Source organism: Bombilactobacillus sp. ESL1187, assembly GCF_058107155.1.
The window spans coordinates 1,315,054-1,332,468 of sequence record NZ_JBYLTZ010000001.1 but is presented as its reverse complement, the minus strand read 5'-3'; the positions used below and the strand labels follow the sequence as shown (position 1 = coordinate 1,332,468).

Below are 17,415 nucleotides of genomic sequence, written 5' to 3'. Positions count from 1 at the left end.
CTATCAATCCCCCTAATGACGGGACTTTTGATTATTTCGTTCGTATTTGCCCGAGCGCTGTTTAGTATTTTTTTGAGAACGTCGTCCTGAATTTTTATGCCGTTGCAAGAATTTTTGATGTTCCTGTTCACGGCGTTTTTTTTCTGCATCGGCCCGTTCTTGTTCCTCTGGACTTAGCACTGGCTCAAAGTCCACTTGGCGTTGCTGAGCATCTGCACGAATCAATTTTACCTTGATACTATCACCCATTGTGTACACTTTATGGGTGCGTTTGCCAATCATGGATAAGGCTTTTTCATTATATTCATAATAATCATCTAGCATATTAGAAATATGAATCAAACCTTCTACCGTATTTTCTAAGCTAACAAACATGCCAAAACTGGTAACACCACTAATGACACCTTCAAATTCTTGTCCCACTTTATCAGCCATAAACTCAGCTTTTTTCAAATCATCAACTGCTCGTTCTACATCAATCGATTTTCGCTCACAAGCTGAGGTGTGAACACCAACTTCTGGTAATTGTTCTGCCCATTGGTTTTGAATATCTTCGCTGGTACCCTCATCAGCATAACTATGAATCATCCGGTGTACCATTAGATCAGGATAACGTCTAATTGGGGACGTAAAATGCGTATAATAAGTGGCCGCTAAGCCAAAGTGGCCTAATGGATCCGGAGAATACTTAGCTTGTTGTAAACTCCGTAATAACATCGTGGTAATTACTGCTTCTTGGGGTTTACCAGCTACTTTTTCTAAAACAGTTTGAAACATCTTGGGGGTAACATGCTTAGCATCACCCGGAACTGATAAACCAAACGAACTAGCAATTTCAAAGAAATTCTTTACCTTTTCCGGATCCGGTTGTTCATGCACCCGATACAAAAACGGGACGTGTAACTTATTAAAATGTTCTGCAACTGTTTCGTTGGCTGCCAGCATAAAGGATTCAATCATTTTTTCCGCTGTACCACGTTCCAGTAATTTAATATCTGTAGGATGTCCCTGATCATCAACGATGATTTTGGCTTCTGTTTCTTCAAAATCAATTGCCCCACGCTGATGTCGCATAGCAAATAAAATCTCATGTAATTGCGCCATTTCTTCCAGCATTGGTACCAAATCGGCATATTGGGCGCGGATTTGAGCATCCCCATTTAAAATTTTATTCACATTATTGTACGTCAAACGCGCATGTGAGCGAATAACACTAGGATAAATTTTATGATTGATAATTTCTCCCTGCGGATTAATCTCCATATCACAGGTCAAAACACAACGATCTTCACCCGGATTTAAAGAGCAAATACCATTTGATAAACGAAATGGCAGCATTGGAATAACCCGATCGACGAGATACGTACTCGTCCCACGTTCGTAAGCTTCTTGATCTAAAGGACTGCCGGGCTTAACATAATGGGTTACATCAGCAATGTGTACTCCTAAATGAAAATTGCCATTTTCCAATTTCCATAAAGTGACGGCATCGTCAAAGTCTTTCGAATCATCGCCATCAATCGTTACGGTTACTTGTTCAGTATTATCTACTCGACCTTGCCAATCCGCTTCGGTTAGGTGATCTGGAACTTGTTGAGCAGCTGCCAAAACTGCTTCTGGAAATTCATCTTTCACATCATTTTGATAAACAATGGACAATTCATCGACACCGGGATCATTTTTATTACCCAAAGTTTTCAGTGCAATGCCTGCCATACTGCGTGGAAAGTCGGCACTTGGATAATTAGTAATCTCTACTTGTACCATGTCGCCCATTTGGGGCGTGATTCCCGTTTGTTTGATGAAAACCGGATTATTGGCCATCTTTTTTTCATGACTCTTGACATAACCGACTAACCCGGTCTTTTTAACTTGCACATCGCTATAAGGCATAAATTCACCAACGATTTGTTTCAGGCCGTGATCTAAAATCTGAGTAATCTTGCCTTCAGCCCCATTATCTCCCCAAGGATTAGCAGGTTTTAAAATCTGGACTTCAACTTCGTCATCATTGATCGCATTCAAAGTATTGGTTCGCGCAATAAAGATGTCTGGTTCTTCATCGTCATACCGAACAAAACCAAAGCCGCGGTCATTAGCCCGAAAAGTCCCACTAACTTTTTGATCAATGGGTGTCATCTTAAATTGGTTACGATCATGAGCAGTGATCTTATCTTCACCCTCTAACACAGCTAACGCTTTTAAAACGTGATTATAAGATTCAGAACCGTGTAATCTCAATAAATCTACTATATCTTGAGCAGTATATTTACGATCCGGATAATTGCGAAACACTTCTAAAACATCTGAAATTAATTTATTTTTTTCTAAAGCCATTCAATTTTTACTCCTAATTTACCAATAAAAAGTTTTCTAAATCTTGTTCTAACTGGGGCCGTGCTTGATTAACTGTAATGACATGGCCGGCGTTTTGATAAAAGTGTGTCACTACTTGTTTTGGTGGCAAAACAGCTGCTAAACGTTTGGCTGACTGAATATCAACCATTTGGTCCTTTTGACCATGACCAATAAATAAAGGCTGCTTAATTTTGTCTAATTGTTGGCGGACTGTCAAAGCAGTTTGCTTAATTCCTGCCAACGCCTGCGGTAGTAATTGTTCCACTTGGCGTTTGCGCATGGCTCTTTGGCCAACGCTTAATTCTTGTTGTTGTTCTAAATAGGTTTCATATTGATAAAATCCAGCTGAGACATTAGTTAAATCATTATTAAAAATCGGACAACCTAACACCGCACCACTTTTTAAATCTGGCATCGTTGCTAACGCCTTCAGGGCAAACAAACTCCCCAATGATAACCCAACAATACTAATAGGACCTCGCTTTGTTTGACGGACAAAATCAATGGCAGCTTTAGTATCCGCCCACCAAGCTGTTGGATTACCTTGTTGTAAAATATCGACCGCATTTAAAGTTCCATGACCTGTAAATAGCGGTAAGTAAGAACTGATATTTTGTTTGGCTAAAACCCGAGTCAATGACAAAAAATCATTGGGACTACCTGTATATGAATGTAAAAAAATAACCGTTCGTTCACCTTGATCAACAAACAACGTTTTGGGAGGAACTCGCTTCATATTTACACCTCGCAAACTCAATAAAAAAATCCCACTGTAAAAACAGGAGGATTTAAGTTTATTTTGATGACATAAAAGCCAATGCAAGCGCACAAACAAAGAAAATAATTGCTAAGATTGTCGTAACTTTTTCCATAAATGCTTCAAAGCCACGTTTCTTCTGCGTGTTAAACAAATCACCTGCTCCGCCAGATAAAGCATTCAACGCGTCTTGCTGTTTTTGTGGTTGCATCATAACGGCAATAACAATCAAAATAGAATCAATAACTAAAATATTTGTTAGTAAACTGTACACGTTTATAACCTCCGTTATGGCACTACTGATAGCATAACATAAAGATTTAGCATTTACTAGTTGCAACCTAACTAGCCTAATTCATTCGTCAATTATTTTTAAATAATTACCAAATAAAAAAGCAAATACCTATCCAATGATTAATTGGAAACAAGCATTTGCTTTGGCATAATCAACTTTTAGTCAATTTCTTCCAGATTCTCAAAAAATCTTTTTCATTACTGTCCCTTACATAATTGATTGGTTGTTATCCGTCAAATTATCAGTAATTACTATGGTTGATTTTTACGCTAATTTGCCTTTAATAATTGCACACTTGCTGCAATATCTTGACTTTGAGCAATCATTGAAATAACAGAGCTACCTGCCACTCCAGTTTGAGCTACTTCCCGTACATTATCTGCCGCAATGCCGCCAATGGCGACAATCGGTCGTTGCGCCAGTTGATTCAATTGAATTAAGCCTTTTATTCCGATCACGGGTGAAGCATCAGCCTTAGAGTTTGTAGCAAATACTGGACCACAGCCGTAGTAATCAATTCCCTGAATTTGATTAGCCAATGTTATTTCTTGTTCATTCGAACAAGATAGTCCCACAATCATCTGACCACCAACTTCTTTGATAACCTTTTGAATTCTTTCATCACTTTGACCGACATGAATACCGTCAGCTTGAACTTCTTGTGCCAATTCAACATCATCGTCAACGATGAAGGGGACTTGATATTGACTACATAGTTGACGCAATTGTTGAGCCATTAACAAACGTTGTTGCTTATCACTAATAGCTTGCGGACCTTTATCGCGAAATTGATATGCAGTAATGCCAGATTTTAAAGCTTGTTCGACTACTTCAGGTAAAGTTTTAGTAGGCAAAAGATCTTGCGTTCCACAAATAAAATATGCTTTTAAAATACTTGCTTGAAAATTAGTCATTTTGTTTTTCCTCCTGATACGCCCAGTGATTCAGCGGACCATGTCCATGACCGACTTGAATAGTATTCTTAATTGCAGTTTGCGTAAAGTCTTTAGCAATTTTTGCTGCTTGTTTGAGCGGTCTTTGTTTTGCTAACTCGGCACATAAACATGATGATAAAGTATCACCGGTTCCGTGAGTTCGCTTGGTTGCAATACGGGGGGCACTTAACCACAAATCCGTTCCATCTTGAAATAACCAATAATCCCGCACTGCATCACCTTGAGCATGACCGCCTTTAATCAGCACATTTTTGGTGCCCATAGCCTGAATTTCTAAAGCGGCCTGTTGAAAATCAGCTGAAGTTTTGATTTCATGTCCAACTAGCCGTTGCGCTTCCAGCAAATTAGGTGTAGCTACTGTTGCTAACGGTAATAACTGTTGCTTAACAACCTCAATCGCATCATCAGTCAATAAGGCAGCTCCACCTTTAGCAATCATGACCGGATCAACAATCAACGGCCCAAAATCATATTTTTTTAAATTATTCACAACATATTCTACATGGTTAGCGTCACCTAACATCCCTGTTTTACAAGCACGAATTTGAAAATCCGCGGCCAACGAAGCAAACTGGGCATTGACCATTTCTTCAGGCAACATAAACGATTGTTGTACGCCTAAAGTATTTTGAGCTGTGACAGCCACTACGACACCTGTGGCAAAAACATGGCATGCTTGCATCGTTTTAAAATCAGCCATCATCCCAGCACCACCACCAGAATCTGTTCCAGCAATCGTTAATGTTTGTGGAAAAGAATTAATTTTTTCAATCATATTATAATTCCTCATATTGAGCGATTGAATTAATTTGATCAGTTGTCGCCCAAGCTAATTGATCTAATAAATTTACAGTAAAGCTACCGGGACCAACTTTTTGATTACCGACTGCTAATTCACCAATTGCTGCAAAAACTAATGCCGCCGTTTGTGCTGCTTCAAAATAATTATCTGAACTAATTGCACAAAAAGCGCCAACGATACTAGTCAACATATCTCCCGAGCCAACATGGGCCGCAAATAGTGGCGTACCATTGTGTACAGCCACTACCTGCTGACCATCGGTAATATAGTCCGTTGCACCACTCATCAAAACAACACAATGAAACTTTTGTGCAGCAGTTTTGGCAATTTCAATCACATCGCCAGTTCCAGCACCTGCATCAATCCCTTTAGCTTGCCAATCAAAATCTGCCAAGGCTGCAATCTCCCCAGCATTACCTCGAATAACCGATACCTGAAAATCTTGTAACAACTTTAGCGCGACTTGCTTACGATAATTAATAGCTCCGACTGCCACTGGATCCAAAACAACGGGCTTTTGAGCAGCGTTAGCCGCTTGGCCCATCGTCTTTAAGTGTTCAATTTGTTCTTGAGTAAAAGCACCTAAATTCAAAGAAACAGCATTGCTGATTCCCACCATTTCTTTGGTTTCTGCAATTTCCTCTGACATAATTGGTGATGCTCCCAATGCATTCAAACCATTGGCCACATCTTGAACAGTCACGAAATTAGAAATGTTCAATACAACCGGATTCTGTTTACGTAAATCATCTAACAATGATAACTTCATCTAAAATTCCTCCTAATATGCACAGAACTTCTAAATTAATTGCTCTCGTAAAAATGCAATTAAAAAAAGACGCCTCAATTGAGACGCCTATTAATAAATAGTCTTAATTTTAATAGCACATCCCTACGCAAGTTCTAACTTACAGGTTCAAAGAGTTCAGATTAAAGATCTGTCTCAGCCAAGTTGGCACCCCTTGCTTATATTTTTTAACGCTTTCATTATAATCAAAATAATAATTTTTCGCAAGATAAAATTGTATTAAAGATCTTTTACTTGCTATGTTATAATTCAAATACAGGGTATCTAAAATCTCAGAGTAAATTTGAGGTTTTTGTACCCTTAAAGATTTAGCAATAGAAAAACAAAGCTATTTGATAGCTTGAGTCCGTCACTGTTTTTGTACCCTTAAAGATTTAGCAATAGAAAAACCAACTTTTAGATATTATGCTATGCCCGGTCGTTTTTGTACCCTTAAAGATTTAGCAATAGAAAAACTATCCACATATTTCTCGGTACATTGTTTGAGTTTTTGTACCCTTAAAGATTTAGCAATAGAAAAACTAAAAATCTATATGCGCCGGCAAGACTATTGTTTTTGTACCCTTAAAGATTTAGCAATAGAAAAACCTTAGCTGGAGCGATTGAAACAGGGATAGTGTTTTTGTACCCTTAAAGATTTAGCAATAGAAAAACTGGCATTAAATAATGGCGACAGTTAATGCCGTTTTTGTACCCTTAAAGATTTAGCAATAGAAAAACTAAATGATGGTGGCTGCAAGACAACTTTAAGTTTTTGTACCCTTAAAGATTTAGCAATAGAAAAATACTGGAAACTCCCTACGGCTGGGTTAAATCGTTTTTGTACCCTTAAAGATTTAGCAATAGAAAAACATGGCCGTGTTTACGCCGATGCAATCATAGGTTTTTGTACCCTTAAAGATTTAGCAATATAAAAATTGTATGATTATGTAGCTTAATTTTCGATAGTAAATTGAAAATTAAGTTTTTTTATACAAAAAAACAGTGCCGGTACGTGAACGCACCAACACTGCTTTTATTTTTTACTGATTATTTGTTGATGCTGTAGAAACTCTTAGCACCTTTATATTCAGCAGCGGAACCTAATTGTTCTTCAATCCGCATTAATTGATTGTATTTAGCAATCCGATCTGTCCGGCTCATAGAACCAGTCTTGATTTGACCCGCATTTGTAGCAACAACTAAGTCAGCAATCGTGGTATCTTCAGTTTCACCAGAACGGTGAGAAACAATCGCTGTGTAGCCAGCTTCTTTAGCCATTTCGATTGCTTCAAAGGTTTCGGTCAAAGTACCAATTTGGTTAACCTTGATTAAGATAGAGTTAGCAACACCCATATCAATACCCTTCTTCAAGTAATCGGTATTGGTTACAAATAAGTCATCACCAACGATTTGGACTTTGTCGCCTAACTTCTTGGTCAACATTTGCCAATCTTCCCAGTTGTTTTCATCCAAAGGATCTTCAATGGAAACGATTGGGTACTTGTCAACTAAGTCTGATAACAAGTCAGCAATTTCTTCAGCCGTGTAAGACTTGCCGTCACCTTTCATATCATACTTACCAGTTTCAGTATTGTAGTATTCAGATGAAGCACAGTCAAAAGCAATGGCAATATCTTCACCAGGCTTGTAACCAGCACGTTCAATAGCTTCAACTAAAACTTGGAATGGTTCCTCATTGTTCTTCATGTTGTTTGGTGCAAAACCACCTTCATCACCAACAGCTGTAGAGTCGCCACGTTCCTTTAAAATAGAAGCTAAGTTATGGAAAGTTTCAGAACCCATCCGAATAGCTTCATGGATGCTCTTAGCACCAACAGGCATAATCATGAATTCTTGGAAGTCAACATTGTTGTTAGCATGCTTACCACCATTAATAACATTCATCATTGGTGTTGGCAAAACATGGCTATTTGGTCCACCTAAATATTCGTACAAAGGTAAACCTAATTCATCAGCAGCAGCATGAGCAGCAGCTAAAGAAACACCTAAAATAGCATTAGCACCTAACTTACCCTTGTTTGGAGTACCATCTAATTCAATCATTTTTTGATCAATAGCGCGTTGATCAGTAACGTCCATACCAATAACTTCTTTGGCAATTACGTCGTTAACATTTTTAACAGCTTTCAAAACGCCCTTGCCCATAAAACGGGACTTGTCGCCATCACGTAATTCAACAGCTTCGTGTTCACCGGTAGAAGCACCAGAAGGAACACTAGCGCGACCAAAGCCACCTAATTCAGTATACATTTCAACTTCAACAGTTGGGTTGCCACGTGAATCTAAAATTTCACGAGCTAAAACATCAGTAATAACAGACATTTAATATTCTCCTTTTGTTAAATGATCAACACACTTAATTTTAACATTTAAACTAAATTAATTAAACTGCTTAATCTTGATAATTAACTAATTGTAAATAAGATTCTGGATCTAAGCTGGCGCCACCAACTAAACCACCATCAATATCAGGTTTAGCCATTAATTCTTTCACGTTAGCAGGTTTTACTGAACCACCATATTGAATCCGGACGTTTTCAGCTGTTGTTTCATCATATAAATCAGCAACAGTTTGGCGAATAACGTGACAAATTTCTTGAGCTTGATCAGAAGTAGCCGTCTTACCCGTGCCAATCGCCCAGATTGGTTCATAAGCAATCACTAATTGGGATACTTGTTGTGCTGATAAATCTTTCAACGCAGCTGTAACCTGGTTTTTAACCCATTCTTCTGCTTGACCAGCTTCACGAGTTTCTAAAGTTTCACCACAGCAAATGATTGGTAACATCTTGTTAGCAAAGATTGCGTGTGCTTTTTTATTAATTTCTGCATCAGTTTCATGGAAATAATCCCGGCGTTCAGAATGACCAATAATAACATAATCAATGCCCATTTCAGCCAAAACTTGAGGACTAGTTTCACCGGTGAAAGCACCGGAATTTTCAAAGTAACAATTTTCAGCAGCAGTCTTTAAATTACTACCTTTAGCAGCTGCTAATAAAGCTGGTAAATCAACAGCAGGAGCAGCAATGACTGATTCAACTTTACTAGAATCAGGTAATTGATCCTTAACTGCATTAACAAACTTCGTGGTATCTGCTGGAGCATTATTCATTTTCCAGTTACCCGCGATAATTGGTGTCCGCATAACTAAATTCTCCCTTAATTTTAAATTATTTATCAGAAATAGCAGCAATACCTGGTAATTCTTTACCTTCCAAGTATTCCAAGGAAGCACCACCACCAGTAGAAATATGGCTTAACTTATCAGCAATTCCTAATTGTTGGGCAGCAGCAGTTGAATCGCCCCCACCAACGATTGTCGTAGCATCTTGCAAGTCGCCTAAAGCTCGACCAATTTGCAAAGTACCATTAGCAAAGTTACTCATTTCAAAAGCACCCATTGGTCCATTCCAAACCACAGTCTTAGCACCTTTTAAAGTATCTTCAAATAACTTAATAGTCTTCGGACCAATATCCAAAGCCATCATATCATCGGGAATATCGACACCTTCAGTAACTTCATGCGGTGCCTCATTAGAAAATTCAGTAGCCACAACATGGTCAACTGGCAAGACAATCTTATCGCCAGCTTTAGCTAATAATTCTTTAGCCATTGGCACACGGTCTTCTTCAAATAATGACTTACCAATTTTATGACCTTGAGCAGCTAAGAAAGTATAAGCCATGCCACCGCCAATAATAATATGGTCGGATTTTGGAATTAAATTTTCGATCACAGCAATTTTATCAGAAACCTTAGCACCACCCAAAATTGTCACAAATGGATGAACTGGATTTTCTACGGCATTACCTAAGAACTTAATTTCCTTTTCCATCAAGAAACCAGCAGCAACCGGTTTGTTGGCTGCTTTCATAGCAGTAGCAATCCCGACGTTAGAAGCATGCGAACGGTGAGCTGTACCAAAAGCGTCGTTAACAAATACATCGCCCAAAGAAGCCCAATATTCACCTAACTTAGGATCATTCTTGCTTTCACGCTTGCCAAAATCATTATCAATGTCTTGGAAACGTGTGTTTTCTAGCAAGATTACATCGCCATCTTGCATTGCAGCAATAGCATCTTCAACAGCTTGACCTTCGTTTTCAGGAACAAACTTGACATCTTTCTTTAATAATTCGCTTAAACGTTCGGCAACTGGACGTAAGCTTAATTCTTTTTTATCAGCGTCACTCTTAATACGACCTAAGTGAGACAATAGAATCAACTTACCACCATTGTCTAAGATATACTTGATTGTTGGCAAAGCTGCCACAATCCGGTTATCATTAGTAATTTTACCGTCTTTTAACGGAACATTAAAATCTGCCCGCATTAAGACCTTTTTGTCTTTGACATCAACATCAGAAACAATTAATTTTGCCATAATTGGCCTCCTAATTTACTTAGAAAAATTCTCTCTTCAACAATTCAAACTATTAAGGATTTTATCTCAAATTATATTTTTAATTACGATTGCATCATTTCAATCAAAAAAGGCAGAAGGAGAAATCCTCCCTCCGCCTTCTTCAGTAATTCATCTACTATGAGCTAAGGTATTACAACATACTTGCAAATTTTTGCAAAGTACGGATCATTTGAGCTGTAAAGCCTGATTCATTATCGTACCAAGCAACAGTCTTAACGATTTGTTCGCCGTTTGAACCTTCAACAACTTGTGTTTGAGTTGGGTCAAAGACAGAACCAAATTCTGTACCAATGATATCGGAAGAAACAATTTCGTCACCATTGTAACCAAATGATTCGTTACCATCAGTAGCTTTCTTCATAGCATCATTAATTTCATCAGCTGTAACTTTCTTATCCAAGATAGCAACTAATTCAGTTAAAGAACCTGTAATAACTGGCACACGTTGTGCATGGCCATCAAGCTTACCCTTTAATTCAGGAATAACTAAACCAATAGCTTTAGCAGCACCTGTTGAGTGAGTAATGATGTTTTGAGCAGCAGCACGGGCATTACGCTTGTTACCACCACGATCAGGACCATCTTGTAACTTTTGAGTAGCTGTGTAAGCATGGATTGTTGTCATTGTACCAGTTTGGATACCAAAAGCATCGTTCATTGCTTTAGCAAGTGGTGCCAAGCAGTTTGTAGTACATGAAGCAGCAGAAATAATTTGATCATCTTTAGTGATTGTGTCGTCATTTACACCATAAACAACAGTCTTTAAATCACCAGCAGGAGCAGAAATCAAAACTTTCTTAGCACCGGCATCAATATGAGCTTGTGACTTTTCTTTTGATGTGTAGAAACCAGTACTTTCAAGTACTAATTCAACACCGTCATTCTTAACCCAAGGAATGTTGCGGGCATCTGATTCTGCGTAAACAGGAATCTTCTTACCATCGATTACGATTGCATCATCAGTAGCTGAAACTTCATGTTTGAAGTTACCATGAGCTGTATCATACTTTAATAAATGAGCCAACATATCTGGTGATGTTAAGTCGTTAATTGCAACAACTTCCAAGTCATCATTTGCAACTTCATAAATACGACGTAAAGCTAAACGTCCAATGCGTCCGAAACCATTAATACCTACTTTTGTAGTCATGTAAGATTTCCTCCTTCAGGAAAAATAAAATATTTTATTTTAAAGGTTTTTATCCCTTAAAATCGCTTCTGAGGCTGCCTCATCAGTAATTAAAACCGTCTGCTGAGGAGCAATTTTCATATATGAGCAAATTGCGGCAGCTTTACTAGCACCACCAGCAATTGCTAGCACATGTGAAACATTAATTAGATCCGAAACCTGTAAACCAATTTTCGGTATCTTATAAACGACGTTACCTTGAGCATCCAGAAAAACACCAAAAGCTTCTGAAACAGCTTGTTTGTTTTCCAATAACTCAATTTCTTTCGACGACATATTGCGCCGATTAGCCATAGTTTTGGCACGACCAATACTGTGAATTACCACGTCGCTCTGGTTAATCAAATCCAAAACCGACTTAACTACAGGTTCTTCCAGTAAAGGGGCCACACTTTTAGCACTGATATCTTCAGGAACATAGAGTGCACGATAATGTCCCTTAGCATGATGTGCCATTTCAGCACAGACCGTGTTGGCCTGAATTGAAACTCCTTCGCCCAAACCACCACGGGCAGGTACAAACAATAAATTCCGTTCCTGTGACAACTTAGGAGTCAATGCCTGCGCCACAGCAGCCATTGTTGTACCACCCATTACCGCGATGGTTGAACGTCCGCTAGGCAAAAAATGATCCATCATCTGATTTAACTCTTGACCCATTAGTTCCAAGACCCGTCGATGATGTTCACTATCACCCGGTATGATTATAACTTGTTCAATTCCTAAAAAGGAAGCTAAACGCGTTGCAATAACGGAAGTATCATTTAACTTACCAATAACCACATCGAGGTGAGCAACAATCTCTTCGCCTTTTTCGGTTAACATCATCCCTGATTTAGAGGAGCTAATTAAGCCACTAGTTTTAAACAAATCTGTTTCCCGCCGCAAAACTCGTTCTGAAAGATCCAACTCACTTGCCAAGATCCGCCGACCAATTGGTTGCATCCAGCGAATTTCCTGCAAAATTCGATAACGCTTTCGCAGGGTACTTAAAAAATCTGGTGCAATGGCTTCGATCCAACCAAGTTCATCGTTGACTGACGATGCATTTGCCGTGGGACTAATTTTGTCCCTGTGTGGCATATTAAGACCCATCCAATCAAAAAATATATGTGAGTATCGTTTCCAACTCACAACAAGATTATAACAACTTAATTTTTAATTTGCAATAAACAAAACCACTTTTTTACAGAAAAAAATGGTTCATCACAAAATTGTAATGAACCACCAACTATGCGCCACCTGGGAGTCGAACCCAGATCCCAAGAACCGGAATCTTGTGTGCTATCCATTACACTAGCGGCGCAACACATGAAATATATTACACGACGAAAGAACATTTGGCAATACCTAAATAGATTTTTTATTAATTAGTTTCAACATTTTAACTGCAGATCTTACCTCATAGTAAAATGATAAGTTTCATTTTGGGTGCTTACTACTTAAATCTATTGATTAGTTTCAAATGATTTTGGAAAATAAATTTCAAGCACTAAAAATGGTGGACAAATCCATTAATAACGGCATTTTTAGCTTTGCAATGGTATCTAATCGTTCTTTTTCTTGAAGCAAAAAACTTTCTTTTCCAATAATGTTATGTATACTATGTTCTTGTAATAAAATTTGGGAGGAAAAATTATGACTAAAAAAATTGGAGTTATCGTCGGTAGTTTACGTAAGCAATCTTTTTCCAAGGCAATCGCTAATGCAATGAAAGAAATGTTTCCTGAAGGCTACGATGCACAATTAATCGATATCAGTGATTTGCCAATCTTCAACCAAGATTTTGAAGATGGTGAATTAGAAGAGCCAGCTAGTTACAGCCGTTTCCGTAATGATGTTAAAGACATGGATGCTATTTTATTCGTTACCCCAGAATATAACCGCAGCACGCCTGCTGTTTTAAAGAACGCCCTTGATGTCGGTTCTCGTCCTTATGGACAAAGCGTTTGGGATAGGAAACCTGCTGCAGTTGTTAGTGTTTCACCTGGTGCTCCTGGTGCTTTTGGTGCTAATCACCACTTACGCCAATCATTAGTCTTCTTAAACATGCCAACTTTGCAACAGCCTGAAGCTTACCTAGGCAATGTGATGAATTACCTAGATGACAATGGTCAAGTTAATAATGACAATACAAAGCAATTCTTACAATCCATTGTTGATGCATTTGTTGAATTGATCAATCGGTATTAAGATATACAATCGGAACTTTTTTCAAGTTCGCACATGAAGGACTCTTAGAGTCCTTTTTTTAATAATTAATTTATTACTATTAAGCAATCTGGAAATGAAGTCATGAGAGTTGACTTTTTTTAAATATATGATAAATTAGCAGAGTAATGTATAGAGTGCTAATAAGCAATAGGAGGCTTTTTTATGTTAGTTCCTACAGTTATTGAACAAAATTCACGTGGTGAACGTGCCTACGATATTTATTCTCGTTTATTAAAAGACCGCATCATTATGTTATCGGGCGAAGTTACTGATGATTTAGCTAATACGGTCATTGCCCAACTGTTATTCTTGGATGCTCAAGATTCTGAAAAAGATATTTATATGTACATCAACTCTCCTGGTGGTTCTGTAACTGCCGGTTTAGCAATTATGGATACTATGAATTTTGTCAAAGCCGATGTGCAAACCATTGCTATGGGAATGGCTGCTTCAATGGCTAGTGTCTTATTATCTTCTGGTGCTAAGGGCAAACGCTTTGCTTTACCAAACTCCACGGTCTTAATTCACCAACCTTCTGGCGGCGCTCAAGGTCAACAAACCGAAATTGAAATTGTGGCTGAAGAGATTTTAAAAACCCGCAAACGTTTAAATAAAATTTTAGCAGATAATTCTGGCCAAGATATCGAAACCATTGAACGCGATACTGAACGTGATAACTATTTAACCGCTCAAGAAGCTAAAGATTATGGCTTAATTGATGATATTATGACTAACAATTCAAATAAATAATTGGGCAAATTAATAATTACAAAAAACACGACCTGATGGCCGTGTTTTTTTATTCAATCACTTTACTAACACCTTGTTCAGTAATCACAAAATCAACAGGATAATCTAGCGACGTTACTGGTACTTGTGCGCTTTGCAACTGAGCAAAGCATAATGCCACTGTCATTGCTGTTAACGACTGTTGTTGTAAATAACGATCATAATAACCGCCACCATAACCCAAACGTTTGCCCACTAAGGAGCAAGTTAAACACGGTACAATCACTAAATCTAATTCTGCTGGAGCAATAATAGGCGCTGTGATTGGTGGCTCTAAAACTCCTAAAGAACTTTTTTGTAGTGCTCGTTGTCCTTGAAACAGTTGCGCTTGCATCCGATGTTGTGCATAAACTCGCGGTAAGGCTATCACCTTCTGCTCACTTTGCGCCACCTTAACCAAAGGCTGCGTCGCCAATTCTGAACCCACGGACCAATAAGTAAAAATCGTGTGACTCATTTGAAACTGTGGCAAATTAATTAACAAGTTCGTGATAACTTTGGTTGCTTGTTTACGATAGCTCGGTGATAGCTGCGCCCGCCGTTTTAAAAGTTCTTGACGTAACTGCGCCTTCTGCTGCTCAATTGCCGTCATAACTATAACGTACTCTTTAACTTAGGATAGCCACTTTGCGCCACCAATTGATCGTATTGCTGAGCAAATTCTTGTTCTTCTTGGTTACGATACCCTTCAAAAAGTACCTCTTTGATATCTTCTTGATTAAAAAAACAAAAATCTTCGGTTTCATCGACACCATTGGGATACAAAACACCCGAATAATCAAAATAACCAATTTGATTTTTCTTTTCTTCAAACAGTGCTGCACGGTTCACGATCATTAAGGGCGTTTCCTGATCACCCTTTAAGGTTACTACTGAGCCAATTGGTAAAATTTTCATATGATTCTCCTTACAATGATGCAATTAAATTATTCAAAAAATGTAAAGCAATGTTATAGCGCATATCGCCTTGATACAAAACATACGTGGTTGCTAACAAACAACCAGCTAAAATATAGGGAATGACTACTAAACTAAAAGCCGGAGCATGCATCAATCCAAAAATTGCACCTGACAAAACAATTGCTAAGACCGTTTGTCCATTATTTTTTAACTTTGGAAAAAAATATTTAAAAAATAATCCACGAAAAATGAATTCTTCGATAATGGGACCAAAAATAATCGTAAACAAGTTCAACATAATTGGCGATTTTTTAGCCAATAAATCCAGTTCTTGTTGATTAGCAGAGGTCGGAAACAAATTACTTAAAAGACCAATCAAGAACATTATAATAAATAAGCCGACAAAAGTAAGCCCCGCATGTTTGACAGGTGGCCAAGTTGTTCGCAAAGCTGGTAAGTGGCGGTATTTATTCCACAATGCAGCAATCAATGCTCCCATCAAGATGAACAATAAGACAAGCAGTAGGATCAATTCTAAGCTTGACACTTGTCGTTGCAATAAGGGGATAGCAATAGGCGTTTGCGCCAACGAATACAATAAAAAATAACCAACTAAAACTGCAATGTGCCGTACATTTCGTTGGCTACTTCTAGTTACTTTCATACAAAATAATCCTCACTTTTTAAAATAATGGAAAACCACTAGTGAGCCAAAAGCCTAAGGTAATGACAATGACAGCTCCCAATAGCATCAGCCATAACCAGTTACTAGTTAATTTATGTTGCTGCTTTTTCGCAAAAGCCATTTCAATAATTCCGATTAAGACCAACGCTGCCAAAAGTTTGATAATTGTTAATAATGGATGTTCATGCCACGGATAAGGTAACATGACTACTCCACTGATTAACAATACTAAATAACCTAGCCGCGCAATCATTGCCCATAATTTGGGATGTTGCCCATTTTTTCGTAAACCACTAATGACTGCAATTATTAAAATTAGTACGACAATTAAATGTAACCAAGGCCAGAACATCTAACTTCACCCTTTCCAATTTAATAACTTTTATTTTAGTAGATCATTGTAATTAAGCAATAATTACACAAAAAATGTTCGCAAATCTTAACAGATTACACGAACATTTTTTATTACTGCAATTCTTCACTAATTAACGCAAATATTTAATCAATTCTCGCGCCCGACGCAAAGAAACATATGCGCTACTACCATCTTGAAACCTTAATTGTTTAGTTTTGTTATCATACTTACAAGGTTGTTGCAAATTGACTAAATAACTCTTATCACTCCGAAACAGCTCTTGATAACGATGTGCCAAATTATTCAAACTACCTAAAAATTCAGTTTCCCGCGTTTTGGTATGCAACAAGACATGACCAGCAGCAACTTCTGCCGTCGTCAGATATAATACCTGATCTAACGGAACCGTGAAATAACGACTACCAATTCGGTAAGAAAACATTCGCTGTTGTGGTTGTTCTATCGCTTGATAGTCCACAATGGCTAAATGTAAATCTTCACGTATTTTGGTTTCAACGCTATCCAAGCCATGATCTTTATCAATAAAATCTAATGGTGCTACTCGCCGTTCAATAGTCATCACGGCTAATTCATCATGGATAGAAATAAAAACAATCTTAGCTTGTGGTAATAAGTGACGAATTTCTACCGCCAATTGCAGACCAGCATGCGTATTGTTATTAATTTCCATATCTAAGAAAAACAAGCCGTAATTGCTATCGCTTTCTTGAGCCATTGATAATAATTCCAGTGGCGATAGTGTCTGACAAATCAACTCCATGTCCATATGATTATCACTAATTGCACTACGAATAATCTTAGCGTACTGTATTTGCTGTTCTTGATTATCTTCAAGCAAATATACTGGGAGCAT

Annotated in this window: 18 protein-coding genes, 1 tRNA gene, 1 CRISPR repeat array and 1 riboswitch; of the genes, 2 read left to right on the top strand and 17 right to left on the bottom strand. The window is 38.0% G+C overall.

Features of this window, described 5'->3' with window-relative positions:
* Nucleotides 1-12: 12 nt before the first annotated feature.
* The 12 genes from rnr to AC3B5B_RS06120 form a co-directional block, all read right to left on the bottom strand.
* Nucleotides 13-2,337 (bottom strand): ribonuclease R, encoded by a 2,325-nt coding sequence (gene rnr / locus AC3B5B_RS06175; RefSeq protein ID WP_489769638.1) that lies wholly within the window; start codon nt 2,335-2,337, stop codon nt 13-15.
* 13 nt (nt 2,338-2,350) lie between these two features.
* Nucleotides 2,351-3,094 (bottom strand): alpha/beta hydrolase, encoded by a 744-nt coding sequence (locus tag AC3B5B_RS06170; protein WP_489758294.1) that lies wholly within the window; start codon nt 3,092-3,094, stop codon nt 2,351-2,353.
* Nucleotides 3,095-3,152: 58 nt separating this feature from the next.
* Nucleotides 3,153-3,389, bottom strand: a complete 237-nt coding sequence (secG, locus tag AC3B5B_RS06165; protein WP_489758293.1) for a preprotein translocase subunit SecG — start codon at nt 3,387-3,389, stop codon at nt 3,153-3,155.
* A gap of 290 nt (nt 3,390-3,679) precedes the next feature.
* A complete protein-coding gene (thiE, locus tag AC3B5B_RS06160; protein WP_489769637.1) occupies nt 3,680-4,324 on the bottom strand; it encodes a thiamine phosphate synthase in 645 nt (214 codons plus the stop codon).
* Nucleotides 4,317-5,141 carry a bifunctional hydroxymethylpyrimidine kinase/phosphomethylpyrimidine kinase gene (thiD, locus tag AC3B5B_RS06155; protein WP_489758291.1) on the bottom strand — a complete coding sequence of 275 codons (825 nt, stop codon included), beginning with the start codon at nt 5,139-5,141 and terminating at the stop codon, nt 4,317-4,319. Before thiD ends, thiE begins: the two co-directional genes overlap by 8 nt.
* Nucleotide 5,142: 1 nt before the next feature.
* Entirely contained in the window at nt 5,143-5,937 is a 795-nt protein-coding gene (gene thiM / locus AC3B5B_RS06150; protein WP_489769636.1) for a hydroxyethylthiazole kinase, read from the bottom strand.
* A gap of 103 nt (nt 5,938-6,040) precedes the next feature.
* Nucleotides 6,041-6,141, bottom strand: a riboswitch (TPP riboswitch).
* A gap of 123 nt (nt 6,142-6,264) precedes the next feature.
* Nucleotides 6,265-6,894: direct repeats of the CRISPR family, unit length 36 nt; unit sequence GTTTTTGTACCCTTAAAGATTTAGCAATAGAAAAAC.
* 111 nt (nt 6,895-7,005) lie between these two features.
* Nucleotides 7,006-8,301, bottom strand: coding sequence for a phosphopyruvate hydratase (eno, locus tag AC3B5B_RS06145; protein ID WP_489769635.1), 1,296 nt, complete (start codon nt 8,299-8,301; stop codon nt 7,006-7,008).
* Between the two features lie 70 nt (nt 8,302-8,371).
* Nucleotides 8,372-9,127 (bottom strand): triose-phosphate isomerase, encoded by a 756-nt coding sequence (gene tpiA, locus AC3B5B_RS06140; RefSeq protein ID WP_489758288.1) that lies wholly within the window; start codon nt 9,125-9,127, stop codon nt 8,372-8,374.
* A 25-nt stretch (nt 9,128-9,152) separates the two neighbouring features.
* Entirely contained in the window at nt 9,153-10,367 is a 1,215-nt protein-coding gene (locus AC3B5B_RS06135; protein WP_489769634.1) for a phosphoglycerate kinase, read from the bottom strand.
* Nucleotides 10,368-10,539: 172 nt separating this feature from the next.
* Complete coding sequence (gene gap / locus AC3B5B_RS06130; RefSeq protein WP_489758286.1) at nt 10,540-11,559, bottom strand: type I glyceraldehyde-3-phosphate dehydrogenase; 1,020 nt, start codon at nt 11,557-11,559, stop codon at nt 10,540-10,542.
* A gap of 39 nt (nt 11,560-11,598) precedes the next feature.
* Complete coding sequence (locus AC3B5B_RS06125; RefSeq protein ID WP_489769633.1) at nt 11,599-12,681, bottom strand: sugar-binding transcriptional regulator; 1,083 nt, start codon at nt 12,679-12,681, stop codon at nt 11,599-11,601.
* 151 nt (nt 12,682-12,832) lie between these two features.
* A tRNA-Arg gene (locus AC3B5B_RS06120) sits at nt 12,833-12,904 on the bottom strand.
* A 332-nt stretch (nt 12,905-13,236) separates the two neighbouring features.
* Between AC3B5B_RS06120 and AC3B5B_RS06115 the strand changes: the two genes are divergently transcribed.
* Together AC3B5B_RS06115 and clpP are read left to right on the top strand one after the other, a co-directional pair.
* Nucleotides 13,237-13,791, top strand: coding sequence for an NADPH-dependent FMN reductase (locus tag AC3B5B_RS06115; RefSeq protein ID WP_489769632.1), 555 nt, complete (start codon nt 13,237-13,239; stop codon nt 13,789-13,791).
* Nucleotides 13,792-13,974: 183 nt separating this feature from the next.
* The gene (gene clpP / locus AC3B5B_RS06110) at nt 13,975-14,562 is read left to right on the top strand and encodes an ATP-dependent Clp endopeptidase proteolytic subunit ClpP (protein ID WP_489758283.1); all 588 of its coding nucleotides are present in this window, start codon (nt 13,975-13,977) and stop codon (nt 14,560-14,562) included.
* A gap of 49 nt (nt 14,563-14,611) precedes the next feature.
* Here clpP and AC3B5B_RS06105 read toward each other — a convergent pair whose 3' ends face one another.
* The 5 genes from AC3B5B_RS06105 to AC3B5B_RS06085 form a co-directional block, all read right to left on the bottom strand.
* Complete coding sequence (locus AC3B5B_RS06105) at nt 14,612-15,193, bottom strand: 5-formyltetrahydrofolate cyclo-ligase (RefSeq protein ID WP_489769631.1); 582 nt, start codon at nt 15,191-15,193, stop codon at nt 14,612-14,614.
* Between the two features lie 2 nt (nt 15,194-15,195).
* A complete protein-coding gene (locus tag AC3B5B_RS06100; protein ID WP_489769630.1) occupies nt 15,196-15,498 on the bottom strand; it encodes a DUF4176 domain-containing protein in 303 nt (100 codons plus the stop codon).
* A gap of 10 nt (nt 15,499-15,508) precedes the next feature.
* Nucleotides 15,509-16,165, bottom strand: a complete 657-nt coding sequence (locus tag AC3B5B_RS06095; RefSeq protein ID WP_489769629.1) for a CPBP family intramembrane glutamic endopeptidase — start codon at nt 16,163-16,165, stop codon at nt 15,509-15,511.
* A 19-nt stretch (nt 16,166-16,184) separates the two neighbouring features.
* Complete coding sequence (locus AC3B5B_RS06090) at nt 16,185-16,538, bottom strand: YisL family protein (RefSeq protein ID WP_489758279.1); 354 nt, start codon at nt 16,536-16,538, stop codon at nt 16,185-16,187.
* Between the two features lie 133 nt (nt 16,539-16,671).
* Nucleotides 16,672-17,415 carry a response regulator transcription factor gene (locus tag AC3B5B_RS06085; protein ID WP_489769628.1) on the bottom strand — a complete coding sequence of 248 codons (744 nt, stop codon included), beginning with the start codon at nt 17,413-17,415 and terminating at the stop codon, nt 16,672-16,674.

Excerpts from the sequence above, each read along its gene's own strand:
- rnr (WP_489769638.1), bottom strand. The coding sequence starts at position 2,337 with ATGGCTTTAGAAAAAAATAAATTAATTTCAGATGTTTTAGAAGTGTTT.
- AC3B5B_RS06170 (WP_489758294.1), bottom strand. The coding sequence starts at position 3,094 with ATGAAGCGAGTTCCTCCCAAAACGTTGTTTGTTGATCAAGGTGAACGA.
- thiE (WP_489769637.1), bottom strand. The coding sequence starts at position 4,324 with ATGACTAATTTTCAAGCAAGTATTTTAAAAGCATATTTTATTTGTGGA.
- thiD (WP_489758291.1), bottom strand. The coding sequence starts at position 5,141 with ATGATTGAAAAAATTAATTCTTTTCCACAAACATTAACGATTGCTGGA.
- thiM (WP_489769636.1), bottom strand. The coding sequence starts at position 5,937 with ATGAAGTTATCATTGTTAGATGATTTACGTAAACAGAATCCGGTTGTA.
- eno (WP_489769635.1), bottom strand. The coding sequence starts at position 8,301 with ATGTCTGTTATTACTGATGTTTTAGCTCGTGAAATTTTAGATTCACGT.
- tpiA (WP_489758288.1), bottom strand. The coding sequence starts at position 9,127 with ATGCGGACACCAATTATCGCGGGTAACTGGAAAATGAATAATGCTCCA.
- AC3B5B_RS06135 (WP_489769634.1), bottom strand. The coding sequence starts at position 10,367 with ATGGCAAAATTAATTGTTTCTGATGTTGATGTCAAAGACAAAAAGGTC.
- gap (WP_489758286.1), bottom strand. The coding sequence starts at position 11,559 with ATGACTACAAAAGTAGGTATTAATGGTTTCGGACGCATTGGACGTTTA.
- AC3B5B_RS06125 (WP_489769633.1), bottom strand. The coding sequence starts at position 12,681 with ATGCCACACAGGGACAAAATTAGTCCCACGGCAAATGCATCGTCAGTC.
- AC3B5B_RS06115 (WP_489769632.1), top strand. The coding sequence starts at position 13,237 with ATGACTAAAAAAATTGGAGTTATCGTCGGTAGTTTACGTAAGCAATCT.
- clpP (WP_489758283.1), top strand. The coding sequence starts at position 13,975 with ATGTTAGTTCCTACAGTTATTGAACAAAATTCACGTGGTGAACGTGCC.
- AC3B5B_RS06105 (WP_489769631.1), bottom strand. The coding sequence starts at position 15,193 with ATGACGGCAATTGAGCAGCAGAAGGCGCAGTTACGTCAAGAACTTTTA.
- AC3B5B_RS06100 (WP_489769630.1), bottom strand. The coding sequence starts at position 15,498 with ATGAAAATTTTACCAATTGGCTCAGTAGTAACCTTAAAGGGTGATCAG.
- AC3B5B_RS06095 (WP_489769629.1), bottom strand. The coding sequence starts at position 16,165 with ATGAAAGTAACTAGAAGTAGCCAACGAAATGTACGGCACATTGCAGTT.
- AC3B5B_RS06090 (WP_489758279.1), bottom strand. The coding sequence starts at position 16,538 with ATGTTCTGGCCTTGGTTACATTTAATTGTCGTACTAATTTTAATAATT.
- AC3B5B_RS06085 (WP_489769628.1), bottom strand. The coding sequence starts at position 17,415 with ATGCTCCCAGTATATTTGCTTGAAGATAATCAAGAACAGCAAATACAG.